The 14,417-nt window shown below is 67.1% G+C and carries 12 protein-coding genes; 10 read left to right on the top strand and 2 right to left on the bottom strand.

Annotated elements, in window-relative coordinates:
- The first annotated feature begins 13 nt into the window (after positions 1–13).
- On the top strand, positions 14–427 hold the full coding sequence (locus tag F5544_RS22740) for a cupin domain-containing protein (protein ID WP_167475065.1): 414 nt from the start codon (positions 14–16) through the stop codon (positions 425–427).
- A 45-nt stretch (positions 428–472) separates the two neighbouring features.
- Here F5544_RS22740 and F5544_RS22735 read toward each other — a convergent pair whose 3' ends face one another.
- The gene (locus F5544_RS22735) at positions 473–1,231 is read right to left on the bottom strand and encodes a polyprenol monophosphomannose synthase (protein ID WP_167475064.1); all 759 of its coding nucleotides are present in this window, start codon (positions 1,229–1,231) and stop codon (positions 473–475) included.
- An 85-nt stretch (positions 1,232–1,316) separates the two neighbouring features.
- Here F5544_RS22735 and gmd point away from each other — a divergent pair, with 85 nt between their 5' ends.
- The 9 genes from gmd (at position 1,317) to F5544_RS22690 (ending at position 11,649) form a co-directional block, all read left to right on the top strand.
- The gene (gene gmd / locus F5544_RS22730) at positions 1,317–2,339 is read left to right on the top strand and encodes a GDP-mannose 4,6-dehydratase (RefSeq protein WP_167475063.1); all 1,023 of its coding nucleotides are present in this window, start codon (positions 1,317–1,319) and stop codon (positions 2,337–2,339) included.
- On the top strand, positions 2,336–3,604 hold the full coding sequence (locus F5544_RS22725; protein WP_203217320.1) for a class I SAM-dependent methyltransferase: 1,269 nt from the start codon (positions 2,336–2,338) through the stop codon (positions 3,602–3,604). The genes gmd and F5544_RS22725 overlap by 4 nt, the downstream gene beginning before the upstream one ends.
- A gap of 1 nt (position 3,605) precedes the next feature.
- Positions 3,606–4,553, top strand: a complete 948-nt coding sequence (locus F5544_RS22720; protein WP_167475062.1) for a GDP-mannose 4,6-dehydratase — start codon at positions 3,606–3,608, stop codon at positions 4,551–4,553.
- The gene (locus F5544_RS22715) at positions 4,554–5,750 is read left to right on the top strand and encodes a class I SAM-dependent methyltransferase (protein WP_167475061.1); all 1,197 of its coding nucleotides are present in this window, start codon (positions 4,554–4,556) and stop codon (positions 5,748–5,750) included.
- Complete coding sequence (locus F5544_RS22710; protein ID WP_167475060.1) at positions 5,747–6,901, top strand: nucleotide disphospho-sugar-binding domain-containing protein; 1,155 nt, start codon at positions 5,747–5,749, stop codon at positions 6,899–6,901. The genes F5544_RS22715 and F5544_RS22710 overlap by 4 nt, the downstream gene beginning before the upstream one ends.
- A 36-nt stretch (positions 6,902–6,937) precedes the next feature.
- Positions 6,938–8,503 carry a glycosyltransferase family 87 protein gene (locus tag F5544_RS22705; protein WP_167475059.1) on the top strand — a complete coding sequence of 522 codons (1,566 nt, stop codon included), beginning with the start codon at positions 6,938–6,940 and terminating at the stop codon, positions 8,501–8,503.
- Positions 8,500–9,777: a flavin-containing monooxygenase gene (locus F5544_RS22700; RefSeq protein WP_167475058.1), complete on the top strand. Its 1,278-nt coding sequence runs from the start codon at positions 8,500–8,502 to the stop codon at positions 9,775–9,777. The genes F5544_RS22705 and F5544_RS22700 overlap by 4 nt, the downstream gene beginning before the upstream one ends.
- A gap of 28 nt (positions 9,778–9,805) precedes the next feature.
- The gene (locus F5544_RS22695) at positions 9,806–11,137 is read left to right on the top strand and encodes a cytochrome P450 (RefSeq protein ID WP_167475057.1); all 1,332 of its coding nucleotides are present in this window, start codon (positions 9,806–9,808) and stop codon (positions 11,135–11,137) included.
- 137 nt (positions 11,138–11,274) lie between these two features.
- Positions 11,275–11,649, top strand: coding sequence for a hypothetical protein (locus F5544_RS22690; protein ID WP_167475056.1), 375 nt, complete (start codon positions 11,275–11,277; stop codon positions 11,647–11,649).
- Between the two features lie 93 nt (positions 11,650–11,742).
- On the opposite strand, the gene F5544_RS22685 is transcribed toward F5544_RS22690, so the two are convergent.
- Positions 11,743–14,403: a beta-ketoacyl synthase N-terminal-like domain-containing protein gene (locus tag F5544_RS22685; RefSeq protein ID WP_167475055.1), complete on the bottom strand. Its 2,661-nt coding sequence runs from the start codon at positions 14,401–14,403 to the stop codon at positions 11,743–11,745.
- Positions 14,404–14,417: the final 14 nt, after the last annotated feature.

The following is a 14,417-nucleotide window of genomic DNA, read 5'->3' as shown; positions in this document are numbered from 1 at the left end:
TGAAGGGATACCTATGAAGATCGAAGTCCTCACGCCCACTTGCAATCTGGACACCGTGCGGGACGGACGCGGCGGCATCTTCACCTGGGTGCCGCCGGAACCGCTGCTCGAGTTCAACCTGATCTACATGCATCCGGGCAAGGTCCGCGGCCTGCACTACCACCCGCACTTCGTCGAGTACCTGCTGTTCGTCGACGGCACCGGGGTATTGGTGACCAAGGACGACTACGAGGATCCGGACTGCCCGGAGGAATTCATCCACGTCTCCAAGGGCATCTGCACCCGCACCCCGATCGGGGTGATGCACACGGTGTATTCGATCACGCCGCTGACGTTCGTCGCCATGCTGACCAAGCCGTGGGACGAGTGCGATCCGCCGATCGTGCAGGTCGCGCCGCTACCGCACACGCTCGAAGGCAACGGGTGATGTCGACGGAACGTGTTGCGGTAATCGGGCGGCCGGCGGAACGGATCAATCGTGTGCGGGCGCGCTGACACGGTGGCGGGCGGGCCGCAGGTATTTCTCCGCGCACAGCGTCAAAAGGAAGCGCACGCTGGTCGCCACGTCGCGGGTGCGCATCTTCGATTCGCCGGCGGTCCGGTTCAGCACGTGAATCGGAATCTGGGCGATGCGGAAACCGTTCGCGTTGAGGATGTAGAGGCTTTCGAAGAAGAAGGAGTAACCGGTGGACCGAACCAGCTCGAACGCGCCCGCCGGAACGGTGCTCAACCGGTAGTAGCGGAATGCGCCGGTGGCGTCGTAAGGCATCCGCAGCAGGGTGACGGTGAGAAAATGTCCGACCCGGGTGAGTATCTTGCGGAACGGGGTCCAGTCGTCGAGGCTGTCCTCCTTCAGATAGCGCGATCCGACGACCACGTCGTATCCCGCCGCGGCGGCGCGCAGGGCGGGCAGATAGGACGGCGGATGCGCGAAATCGGAATCCATCGTGATCAGATTCCGGTAGCCCTCGGAATATGCCCAGTGGATTCCCGCCTGATGCGCGGAGCCGACGCCTTGACGACCGGCCCTGTGCAGCACGTGAATGCGCGGTGCATGCTCTTTGGCCAGGTCGTCGAGGAGTTCGCCGGTGCCGTCGGGGGAGTTGTCGTCGACGAACAGGACATCGAAATCGGTGCCCTGTTCCAGGATCTGCGCGAGCAATGGCCCCACATTGCGCCGCTCGTTGTACGTCGGAATCATGATCAAAGTTCTTTCGGAGGCCGTGCTCATGCAACGGAATTCTAATGGCTCGGGTTGCCGAAAAACAGGTATTCCCAACAAGATCGGCAAGAGTTAGTCTCTGGTTGGAGGTTTGATGCGGAAAGCTTTGATAACCGGTATCACCGGCCAGGACGGGTCATATCTGACCGAATTTCTGTTGCAGCAGGGTTACGAGGTACACGGAATAATCCGGCGCGCCTCGAATTTCAATACCGATCGCATCGATCACCTGTATTCGGACACCCATTCGCAACGCAGATTGATGCTGCACTACGGCGATCTCATGGATTCCAGCAGCCTGAATCGGATCCTGGAAGAGGTGCGTCCGTGTGAGATCTACAACCTCGGCGCGCAATCGCATGTGCACATCTCGTTCCAGATTCCGGAATTCACCGCCGAGACGAATGCGATCGGCACGCTGCGGATACTGGACGCGATCCGCAAGACCGGTATCGCCACCAAGTTCTACCAGGCGTCCTCATCGGAGCTGTACGGCGGGCTGAAGGACGAAATCCTCAGCGAGGCAACGCCGTTCCATCCGCGCTCGCCGTACGCGGTGGCGAAACTGTACGCCTACTGGATCACCGTGAACCATCGCGAGGCGTACGGCATGTACACCGTGAACGGCACCCTGTTCAATCATGAATCACCCAGGCGTGGTGAGGTTTTCGTCACCAGGAAGGTGACCCGCGGCGCGGTGCGGATAGCCCAGGGTAAACAGGACAAGCTCTACATCGGCAACCTGGACGCCCGCCGGGACTGGGGCTACGCCAAGGAATATGTCGAGGCGATGTGGATGATGCTGCAGCAGCCCGAACCCGACGACTACGTCATCGCCACCGGTGAGACGCACAGCGTGCGCGAACTGTGCGAGGTCGCCTTCGCCGCGACGGGCGTCGAATTGATCTGGGAGGGCACCGGACTCGACGAGAAGGGGATAGACCGGCGCACCTCGCGGGTACTGATCGAGGTCGATCCGACCTACTTCCGGCCCGCCGAGGTGCATCATTTGACCGGCGACCCGACCAAGGCGAAGGAGAAGCTCGGCTGGCAGCCCCGCACCACGTTCACCGAACTGGTGCAGCTGATGGTCGCCCACGATATGGAGAACGTGTGACGGAAGCGCTGACCATCGACCGCTGCCGGGTGTGTGGCAACACCCGGCTGGAGACGGTCGTCGATCTGGGCACGATGGCGTTGACCGGGGTGTTCCCGGCCGCCGACGCGGCGGATGTGCCGCGCTACCCGCTCGAGCTGGTGCGCTGCGTGCGCTCCGACCCTAGCGCGGCCGACCCGGACGAGTGCGGGCTGGTGCAGCTGCGCCACACCGCGAATTTCGACGAAATGTACTCCGCCGGTTACGGATACCGATCCGGGCTGAACCGGTCGATGATCGACCACCTCGGGCGCCGGGTGGCCAGGATCCGGGCCAGGATCGACCTGGGCCCAGAGGATCTCGTGATCGATATCGGCAGTAACGATGCCACGCTGCTGAAGTGGTATCCGCCGGGTGCCGCATCGGTGGTCGGCATCGATCCGCTCGCGGAGAAGTTCCGCGAGTTCTACCCGCCGCACGTGCGGGTGGTGCCCGGCTTCTTCGGCACTCCGGCGGTGGCGGCCGCGCTGAACGGCAAGCGCGCCAAGGTGATCACCTCGGTGGCCATGTTCTACGACGTGCCCGATCCGCTCGGCTTCATGCGGGCGGTGCGCGACGCGCTCACCGACGACGGCATCTGGGTGCTCGAGCAGAGCTACCTGCCCGCCATGCTCGCCACCACCTCCTACGACACCATCTGCCACGAACACCTCGAGTACTACACCCTCGATCAGATCGAATGGATGGCCCGCCGCAGCGGATTCACCGTATTGGAGGTGGAGCGCAACACCGTCAACGGCGGCAGCTTCGCGCTGACGCTCGCCAAGCACGGCACGCCCGCGCACGCCGACGCCGCGGCGCTGGCCGGGATGCGCGCGGAGGAGGCCGCGCTCGGGCTGCACGGGCCGCAGCTGTACGCCGACTTCGCCAAACGGGTGGACCAGCACCGGGACCGGGTCCGCGACTTCTTCGACCGATCGCGGCAGGCGGGCCTGCGCACGCTCGGTTACGGCGCGTCGACGAAAGGCAATGTGCTGCTGCAATATTGCGGTATCGGCCCGGCGGAGCTGCCGTGCCTGGCCGAGGTGAACCCGGACAAGTTCGGCAAGTTCACCCCCGGCACCGCCATTCCGATCGTGCCGGAGGCCGAGGCGCGGGCGCAGGCGCCGGACCAGTTCTTCGTGCTGCCATGGCATTTCCGCACGATGCTGGTGGAGCGGGAGCGCGAGTTCCTGGAATCCGGTGGGCGGCTGGTGTTCCCGCTGCCGGAGTTGGGTGTGGTGTGAGATGACGGTTGTCGTCACGGGTGCGGCGGGGCAGGACGGCAGGCTGCTGTCGGACCTGCTGGCCGCCCGTGGCCGCCGGGTGCTCGGGCTCGGCCGGGGCGGGCCGGTCGATATCACCGATCCGGACGCGGTGGATCGGCTCATCGCCGAGGAGCGGCCGGAGCAGGTGTATCTGCTTGCGGCCGTGCAGCATTCGTCGGAGGACCCGCCTGCCGAGCCGCGCGCGCTCGCGACGGCGTCGCACCGGGTGAACACCATGCAGGTGCAGCATTTCGCCGAGGCGATCGAGCGGCACCGCACCGGAACCCGGCTGTTCTACGCGGCGTCCGCGCACGTTTTCGGCGCGGGCGACGGCACGCCGTGTACCGAGGAGACGGGGCTGCGGCCGTCCTCGATCTACGGCGTGACCAAGGCGGCGGGCCTGCTGGCCTGCCGCGCCTATCGCGCACGCGGACTGTTCGCCTCGGCCGGAATCCTGTTCAACCACGAATCACCCTTGCGCGCCGAGAAATTCGTCACCCGCAAGATCGTGCGCGCGGTGGCGCGGATCGTCAGGGGTGAGGCGGACGAGCTGGTGCTCGGCCGGCTCGACGCGGGCGCCGACTGGGGTTACGCCCCGGATTACGTCGGGGCGATGACCCGGATCCTCGCCCTGGACGAACCGGACGAGTTCGTCGTCGCGACGGGACGGCGGCACACCGTCGCCGAATTCTGCGCGGCGGCCTTCGGGCTGGCCGGGCTTGACTGGAAACATTATGTGCGCGAAAGCCCTTCGGTATTGACCAGGCAGCAGCGGCCGCTCGTCGGCGATGCCGGGCGGCTGCGCGCGCGAACGGGCTGGACGCCGTCGGTGGATTTCCTGGGCATGGTCCGGGCCATGCTCGCGGCCGAGGGTGTGCGCCCACAGGCGGAATCGAGGCCGGTGCGTGCCGGCGGAACGGATGGATGAGTGAACCTGAACGACGAGAATGTCCTTGCCGCCCAGCTGATCTCGATCGCGGACGGGGTTTACGAGGAATCCGCGGCCCGGCTGGGCGAGATCGGCGCGGATGCCGTGGCCGAGGCGGTGCTGACCGAGATCGCCTGGCGCGCCCGCGCCGCGAACCCGCCGACCCAACCGGTGACCGCCGTCTTCGAATTGTCCTATGAGGGAAAGCAATTCGACTACCTGCTCACCCTCGGCGCCGAGCAGCCCGCGGTCGGGCCCGGCACGCTGGCGGATCCGTGGCTGGTGGTGCGCCAGGATCTGGTGGAGCTGCTGCGCGCGGTCTACGGCCCGCCGGACGCGGTGAACGCCACCCGCGCGATCACATTGAAGGATGAGCCCGGCCCGGCGAGCTTCGCACCCGACGATCCGTTCCGGGTCGCCCGCGAGGCCGCCGGAGTGGCCGCCGACCAGATCGTGACCGCCTGTAGCCCTTACCATTACGACCTCAACACGCTCTCGCTGCGGTACGGCTCGGACAAATGGGGCGGGCACTGGTACACCCAGCACTACGAGCGGCATTTCGAGCCGCTGCGCAACAGCCGGGTCCGGGTGCTAGAGCTCGGCATCGGCGGTTATACGGCGCCGAATGTCGGCGGCGCCTCGCTGCGCATGTGGAAGCAGTACTTCCGGCGCGGCCTGGTGTTCGGGCTGGACTACTTCGACAAGTCCGGCATCGCCGAACCGCGCCTGCAACCGCTGCGGGGTGACCAGGGCAACGCCGCGTTCCTGAGCGAATTGGGTTCGGCGCTCGGACCTTTCGACATCATCATCGACGACGGCAGCCACATCAGCGGCGACGTGATCACCTCCTTCGAGGCGCTGTTCGCCCACCTGCGGCCCGGCGGGCTGTACGTGGTGGAGGACACCCAGACCTCGTACTGGTCGGGTTGGGGCGGCAGCAGTACCCGGCTCGACGACGCGTCGACCTCCATCGGCTACCTGAAAACCCTGGTGGACGCGCTACATCGGCAGGATTTCGAACAGGACGCCGCTCGCGAGAGCCGTCCGCACGACGAGTGGATCGGCGCCGCGCACTTCTACCACAACCTGGCGGTCATCGAAAAGCGTCGCAACGGTGAGCAATCCGCGCCGTCATGGGTGCCGAGGCACACGAACCCGATGGAGTGGATGAAGCCGAAGGAAGGGGAGCAGGCATGAAAGTCCTTGTGGTACCGACACCGTCGACCGGACATCTGCTCGCGATGGTGCCGTTTTGCTGGGCGCTGCGGCTCGCCGGCCACGACGTGCTCGTCGCCGCCCGCCGGGACGCCACCGCCACCGCGCTGCGGTCGGGCCTGCAGGCGGCCGACCTGCCCGAGCTACAGGTGCCGATGGACGAGCTGCGAAAGGCGGTGAATCCGAGCATGTTCCCGGCGCCGGTCTTCGCCGACCGGGATCAGCCGAGCGGACAGGGCATGTGGCACTTCGCCGCGCAGAGCTGGTTCGGGCAGGCTGGCCAGTACCTGGACGCGTATGTGGCGGTGGCGAAGGACTGGGGCGCCGACATGGTGCTGTCGGACCCGCTGGCCACCGTCGGGCGCGCGCTCGGTGCGGCACTGGAACTTCCGGTGCTGGTGCATCGGTGGGGTATCGACCCGACGGGCGGACCCTTCGCCGAGCGGACCGCGGCCTTGGCGGCGGAATCCGGTACGGCCCTGGCCGATCCGGCGGCGATCTTGGATATCTGCCCCGCATCGTTGCAGGCGCCCGACGCACCCGCGGGGACGGCGCTGCGCTTCATCCCGTTCAACGGCACCGGCCTACTGCCCGAATGGCACCGGAATACGAAGGGGCGCAAACGGATCACGGTCTGCCTCGGCGGCAGCACGCTGAGCCTGACCGGGCCGAGGCCGCTGCTGGCCATCCTCGACGCGGTGCGCCGGGTGGACGCCGAGGTGATCGTCACGCTCTCGGCGGCCGACCGGGCGTCGGTCGGTGCACTGCCGGACGGTGTTCGGGTGGTGGAAGATGTTCCGCTGCAACTGTTCCTGGCCGACTGCGACCTGCTGATCCACCACGGCGGTTCGACCACCGGGTTTACCGCCTGCCGTTACGGCGTACCGCAGCTGGTGCTGCCGCAGATGTTCGACCAGTTCGACTACGCCCGCGGCATCACCAGGACCGGGGCCGGGCTGGCCGCGGTGGACGCCGCGGCGCAGGCCGATAGCGGCGCGCTGACCGACAGCATCGCGAATCTGCTGCGCGACAGCGCGTTCCGCGACGGAGCCGAGCAGGTAGGCCGCGACATCCTGGCCGCGCCCAGCCCGCACGAGGTGGTGGCGCGGATCGTCGCGCCGCGCGCCGGATAACACCCAGAAAGCGTTGGAAGACAGCAGGTTTTGCAGATGATATCCAGGACATGGACCCGGTTCCGCGGGTCACTCGACTATTACGCGGCGATGTATGCCGTCTTCATCGTCGGCATCCTCACCCCGCTGGTGATGATTCTGCTGGCCATCGCGGGATCGCCGGGTCCGCTCACCGGGGTGCTCGGATTGCTTTGTGCCGCAGTGCTTTTCCTGGTCGCGGTGCCGTGGATTCCGGCAGAGTGGCGCGAGGTGGTGCGCGCGCGGCCGATCCTGGTGAAGGTGCTGTGGACCGTGGTGATCCTGGTCGTGGTGGTGATGCTGGCGCGGGTCACCCAGTTCATCCTCGACGCGAACAATGTGAGCTCCTCGCTGTCGCCCAACGACGACTTCCTGGTGAAGAAGAGCCACCTGACCGGCTACGTCAGCGGCGCCCTTGTGGCGGAACACGATCCGGCGAACCTGTACAACATCCACCGCTACGATTCGGCCGCCGCGGACAGCGTGCTGCCCAGCGTGGTGCCACAGGACCGCGACGCCTACCTGTACCCGCCGCCGTTCCTGCTGCTGCCCCGGTTCCTGCTGCTGTTCAGCCATGATTTCGCGACGCTGCGCGCGCTCTACTACGCGCTCTACACGGGGCTGGTGTTGATCGGCATGCTGGCCATCGCCCGCTGGGTCGGCGGCAAGCAGGGCGGTGTTATCGCCGCGCTCACGCCGGTGGTGTGGCTGAGCCTGCCGACGCTGGCGACCTTGCAGATCGGCAATATCCACGTGCTGGTGCTGTACGTCGGCGCGGCGGCCGCGATGGCGCTGTTCCACGTGCGGCGCAACATATTCGGCGGCGCGGCATTGGCCTTCGCGATCGTCGCGAAGGTGTCGCCGGTGATCCTGCTCGCCTATCTCGTCGTGCAGCGGCGCTGGCGACCCGCGATCTGGACCGCGGTGTGGTGCGGTATCTACTCGCTGCTCACGCTGGCGATCTTCGGCTGGGAGCCGTGGAAACTGTTCCTGTCCGACGGCACCTGGTCGAAGCTGGCCAGCGGCGAATTCCACGAATTCGTGCTGGTGCAGCGGGCCAACCAGTTGGTGAACTACTCACCGTTCGGGCTGCCGTACAAGGCGAACATCATGGGCTGGAATATCGGTGACCCGCACGGCCCTGCCCGGTTGATCACCAATATCTACACGCTGCTGCTGCTCGTGCTGATCGTGGTCACCGCGGTGCGGATCCAGCGGCGGCTGCGCGCCGGCGCGGACGGATCCCGTTTCCGCGCCGAACTTCTCGCGGTCTGGCTCGGCGTGCTGACGCTGGCCTCCTTCCGTGCCCCGTTCGGTCCTTGGGTGTACATCGCGGTGGGCGCGGTGTGGTTGTTCGCCGTGTACGCCGGGCTGATGCGGACCAGTAAGCGGAATATCGCGGTACTTTCGGTGGCCTGGTTGATCGTCGCGCTCTATACGCCGAACGTGTACTTCACGCTGATCGGCCAGTTCATCATCTACATAGCGTGTTTCGCGCTTTCGCTGCGCGCCAGCAAGGGAACCGGTGCAGTAGAGGCGTCGAGCACCGACGCGCCGAAACCGGCCCCGGTGGGCGCCGCATGAGCACATACTGCGTAATCGGCGCCGGCGCAGCGGGTTTGGCGACCGCGCGGGCATTCGCCGCGCGCGGCATCGATTTCGAGGTGCTGGAGGCGGCCGACGGAATCGGCGGCATCTGGGACGCGCGGCGCGCGGGCTCACCGGTCAGCCGCAACACCCACCTGATCGCTTCCAAAGGGGTGCAGGCATTTCCGGGGTTCCCGATGCCCGCGGACTATCCGGACTATCCGGGGCACGAACTGGTGCTGCGCTATCTGCACGCATTCGCCGACGAATACGAGCTGTGGCCGCGGATCCGGCTGCAGACCGAGGTGCGCCGGATCGAACCCGCTGACGGCGGCTGGACGGTGACGCTCGGCGACGGTACCAGCACCAGCTACGCGGGCGTGGTCATCGCCACCGGCGTCGACCACACTGCCCGGAGTATCGATATCCCCGGCAACAGCACTGTGCCCGTACTGCATTCGAGCGAGTACCGGGGCCCGGATCAGATCCTGGGTAAGCGGGTGCTGGTGGTCGGCGCGGGCCAGTCGGCGGCCGATATCCTGTCCGACTGCGCGGTGAACGCGGCGCAGACCCTGCACAGCAGCAGGCGCGGCTTCTACTGCATGCCCAAATATCTGCTCGGCCGTCCGACCGACACCCTGCTGCAGGGGCGGATGTGGCGACCGCTGCGCAGGCGCGCGTTCCAGGCGCTGTTCGGCTATCTGCGGCGGCGGTCCATGGCGGTCGGCCTGCCGGTGCCGGATTTCACCGACGGCATCGTCATCCCGATGCTGGGCGATCAACTGCACCACTACTACTCGCACGGCGACATCACCCCGAAACCGGATATCGCCGCACTGGAGGACGATCGGGTGACCTTCGCCGACGGCAGCGAGGAGAAGGTCGACATGGTGATCCTGGCAACGGGTTTCGTCCCGTCGTACCCGGTGGTCGACCGCGCGCACCTGCGCTGGGCGGCGGACAGTCCGCGACCGGACTTGTACCTCAACATCTTTCCGCCGGGCACACCCGGCCTGTTCGTGGTCGGGATGGTGCGGCCGATCGGATCGCACTGGGATATCTACTCGCAGCAGGCCGATCTGGTCGCCGAGTATCTGGTGACCAAGGCGGAGAACCCGGCCCGGATCACCCGCTTCGATCATGTGACGCACAACCCGCAGCCGAATCTCCATGCGGGACTGCGCCTCTACAACGCCGACGGCTACCCGCTGGTGGTGGAGAAGCAGGACTACACCAACCAGTTGCGCGCGCACGCGAAATTGCTGCGGTGACCGCACCTTTCAGAAAGAAGACAACCCGATGAAGGCACCTGGGCCCGGCCTGGTCGAAACCGGCCGCATGCTACCGAAACTCGGCAAGGATCCGCTGGGCACCGTCGGCGCGCTGCTCGGTGGATACGGGGACGTGGTCCGGGTGAAGGCGGGCCCCATGCTGGTCTACCTGATCGCCGATCCGGCGATGACGGAGTACGTCCTGAAGGACAACTACACCAACTATCGCAAGAGCCCGATCTACGACGAGTTCAGCATCCTGCTCGGTGACGGCCAGCTCACCACCAACCACCTGGAGTACTGGCGCAAACAGCGCAAGCTGATCCATCCGGCGTTCTCCCATTCGCATGTCAAGGGTTTCGCCGACAGCATCACCGACAGCGCGGCCGCGCTGCTGAACCGCTGGGACGGTGCGGCGGGCGAATTCCGGGATATCTACGCCGATTACGTGGAACTGCTGCTCGCCGTGACCGGGCGCATCCTGTTCAGCATCGACTTGTCCACGGACACAACACAGGTCACCGAGGCGATGCGGGCGGCGTTCGCATTCATCATGAAACGGGTGAACGCGCCGCTGAAGCTGCCGCAATCGTTCCCGACGCCGCAGGCCCGCCAAGTGGCGCGCAAGGTGGGCGAACTCGACGCCGTGGTGCGCCATCTCATCGACGAGCGCAGGCAGGGCGGTGAGACCGCCGATGTGCTGACCGCGCTGGTGCGCGCCCGCGACGAGGACGGCAACAGCATGCGGGAGGAGGATCTGCTCAACGAGATCAAGACGCTGCTCGTGGCCGGGCACGAATCCCCGGCCAACGCGCTGTCCTGGGCCTGCTACCTGCTGGCGCTGCATCCGGAGATACAGGAGCGCCTTGCGGCCGAGGTGCGCGATGTGCTCGACACGCGCACACCGAATTTCGCCGACCTCGGCCGACTCGACTACTGCCGCATGGTGATCGAGGAGACGATGCGGCTGTACCCGCCCGCCTGGATCGTCGAACGCACCCCCATCGCCGACGACGTGATCGGCGGCTACGAGGTCCCCGCGGGCGCGCGAATCACCCTGTGCATGTACTACATTCACCGCGACAAGCGACTCTGGGACGATCCGGAGGCCTTCCGCCCCGAGCGCTTCGCCGACGCCGAGGTGGCCGACCGCCACAAATTCGCCTACTTCCCGTTCTCCGGCGGCCCACGCATCTGCCTCGGCAAAGACCTGTCGATGACGGAAATGGTGCTCGTCCTCGCCATGACCGTGCAACGTTTCCGCCTGGAGCTGGACCCGGCGCACCCGGTGGTACCGCTGGCCTCGGTGAACCTGCGGCCGGAGCACGGGATCCGGATCCGCCCGGTGCGTCGGGACTGAAAGGAGTGCGGCTCTTCGCGGCCGCGGAATGATCGGAAGATGATGTGTCCTTGACGGATTCGTCTTGTCGTCCGCCGCGGCCGCTGATAGGAATACCTCCGCTCGGGGCGCAGCTCCGTGGAGAGGGAGAATATCGGATGCGGAGAACGATTCTCACCACGATGACACTGGTGGCAGTGGTCGGCGGGTGGACCGCGGTTGCCGGTCCCGCGAGCGCGGTGAGCGATGAGGTGACCTGCAAGGCTGTCTCGGATGCGGCCATCAAGGCGCATAAGCTCGGTCGTGGCATCGACAACATGGCGGATTTCAAGGCGTTGCTCGCCGACGAGGCAACGAAATTCGCGGAGGCCGCCGCCAACGCGGACGAAGGCGCGGTGAAGACCGCGCTCTATGCCGCTGTGGCACAGCTGAATCGGGTGGCTACCGCGTCGGATTCGGACCTGGACGGGGTGATCGAGGATCCGGCCTTCCAGAGTTCGCTCGACGCCGTCCCTAAGGCGTGCGGGCTGTAATCCGACAGTGTTGCCCGGCGGCAGGCTCCTGCGGCCGGGCGACACCCGGATTACCAGCCTGTGTCTGGCCGCGGCACCGATATGCGGACCGCATCAGCCGAGGAGTTCTCGGCCGAGGGTGCGGAGCTCTTCGATCGAGAGCGGATCCTCTTCCGCTGACGCGACGGTCGTTCGCGGTGCGGGTTCGGCGGTCGCCGGTCCCGAGCGGATCGGACTTCCGCTGGGGGCGGTTCCCGGCAGGGGCATGGTGACGGGCTGCTCAGCCGGTGTCGCGGGTATTCGCGGGTTGGGTTCGGCGGTCGCCGATCCGGAGCGGATCGGACTTCCGCTGGGGGCGGTTCCCGGCAGGGGCATGGTGACGGGCTGCTCAGCCGGTGTCGCGGGTAGTCGCCGCGCGAGCTCGGCAGCGAGGAGTTCGACGGTCGGACACCCCCAGACGATGGCCGCGGGTACGGTCGTACCGAGTTCCGCGGAGAGTCTGCCGCTGAGCTCGACGGCATGGACCGACCCGACGCCGAGCCGGTCGAAGTTCTGCCGCCTGTCGATCGCGGCGGCCTGCACACCGATTACTGCGGCGAGTTCCTCGGCGACGAGGTCACGCAGTGCACGTTCGTCGACCGCCTCGACGGAACCGGCTGGGGGAGGCGAACTTTCGAGCGGAGCCTGTTCAGTCGCCGCTGCGGTGGAGACCGGCTCGGCCGCAACGGAATCGAGAGCGTCGGTGGCCCAATACCGTTGCCGCTGAAACGGATACGTCGGCAGCGAGACGACGTGGCCGCCCGGATTCACCGCAGTCCAATCCGGTTCGATACCGCGCCGGAACAGCGCGCCGACGGCGGTGAGCACATCGCGGCGCGGCACGCTACCCGGTCGCAGCGCCGCAGCGGCGAGCGGGGCCAACTCGGCGTCGCCGGGTTCTGTCGCCTCGGCGGCGAGTTGTTCGCCCAGTAACTCGACGAATGCCGCCGTGCTGTCCGCGACAAACGAAAGCCGTTGAGCAAAAGGAGTTCTCGTACACAGAGTGTGCGCGATATCGTCGAGCGGGACATCGGGGCGATCCGCCAGGTATTCGTGCAACCGCCGCACCTGCGCCCGCAGCGCCGCTTCGGTGCGGGCGGACACCACCAGCAGCCGATCCGCGTGTGCGGCAGCGCCCTCGCTGCCCGCGTGCTGGATTCTTCCGCCGTCTGCGGCCGCGGCCGCATCGTCGATTCCCTCGCTGAGGCTGCCGGTCCGTCCGGCTGCGCCATCGCTACTCGCGTGTTGGACTCTTCCGCCGTCTGCGGCCGCGGCCGCATCGTCGATTCCCTCGCTGAGGCTGCCGGTCCGTCCGGCTGCGCCCTCACTGCCCGCATGTTGGACTCTGCCGCCGTCCGCGGACGCGGCCCTATCGTCGATTCCCTCGCCAAGGCTGCCGGTCCGCCCGGCTGCGCCCTCGCTACCTGCGTGCTGGACTCTGCCGCCGTCCGCCGCCGCGGCCTCACCGTCGATCCCCTCGCGAAGGCCGCCGGTCCATCCGGCAGCACCCACCGGCGCCTGCTCCAACACAACATGTGCATTCGACCCCCCGAATCCGAACGCGCTCACCGCGGCTCGCGCGGGCCACCCGGTTTCCGGCCACGCGAGCGCCGCATCGGCCACCCGCAACCCCAGCGCTCCGAGATCGCTTGCGGCACAGTCGAAATGAAGACTCCGCGGAATTCGCCGATGCCACAGCGCCAATGCCACCTTCACCAGCCCGGCAAGTCCGGCCGCGGCCTCGGTGTGGCCGATATTCGTCTTCACCGATCCGATGATCAGCGGTGAGTCACCCTCCCGGCCGACGCCGTAAACCGCACCGAGCGCGGCGATTTCGGCCCGATCGCCGACGGCGGTGCCGGTGCCGTGCGCTTCCAGGTAATCCACCCGGGCCGGATCGACGCCCGCTGCCGCGCATGCCCGGCGCAGCAGCTGCTCCTGTCCGGCCGAGCTGCTGGCGGGCATGGTGCGGTGGTGGCCGTTGTTGTTGGTGGCGCTGCCGAGCAGCGTGCAGTAGATCCGGTCACCGTCTCGCAGCGCGTCGGCGAGGAGTTTCAGCACGACGACGGCGCCGCCCTCGCCGCGCGCGTATCCGTCGGCGGTCGCGTCGAAGGTGTGTGACCGTCCGCGTGGCGACAGCACGCCGAGCCGGGCCAGGCCGTTCGTCGTCTCGGGGATCAGATTCAGCTGCACCCCACCGGCCAGCGCGAGCGAGGATTCACCGGCGCGCAGCGCCTGGCACGCCAGATGGACCGCGACGAGCGAGCCCGCGCACGAGGCGTTCACCGTCGTACTCGGCCCGTCGAAGCCGAGGAAATACGAAATCCGGTTGGCGATAACGCCTTCCACGTCGCCGGTGCTGGTGAACGGATTGGGCGGCACGCCGCGGGCGATCTTCAACGCCCGATAGTCGTTGAACTTGTTGGCGAAGAACACGGTCGTATCGGGTGCGGCGCCGGGCCGGATTCCGGCGTCCTCCAACGCCTCCCAGGCGAGTTCGAGCGCGAGGCGCTGCTGCGGATCCATCTCGGTGGCCTCGCGCGGGGTGATACCGAAGAATTCGGCATCGAATCCGGCGACATCGGGCAGATAGGCGCCGTGCTGCGGGCCGCGGCCGGGCGGCGGCGCGCCCACCGCGTCGACCTCGTCGATCAGCATGCGCCACAGCGCTTCCGGCGAATCGGCCGCCCCGGCGAAGCGGCAGCTCATGCCGATCACGGCAACGGGTTGCGTCACTGTCTCACCTGCCC

The sequence above is a fragment of the Nocardia arthritidis genome, assembly GCF_011801145.1.
In the GTDB taxonomy this organism is placed as follows: Bacteria; Actinomycetota; Actinomycetes; order Mycobacteriales; family Mycobacteriaceae; genus Nocardia; species Nocardia arthritidis_A.
This window is presented reverse-complemented; position numbering and strand designations above follow the sequence as displayed.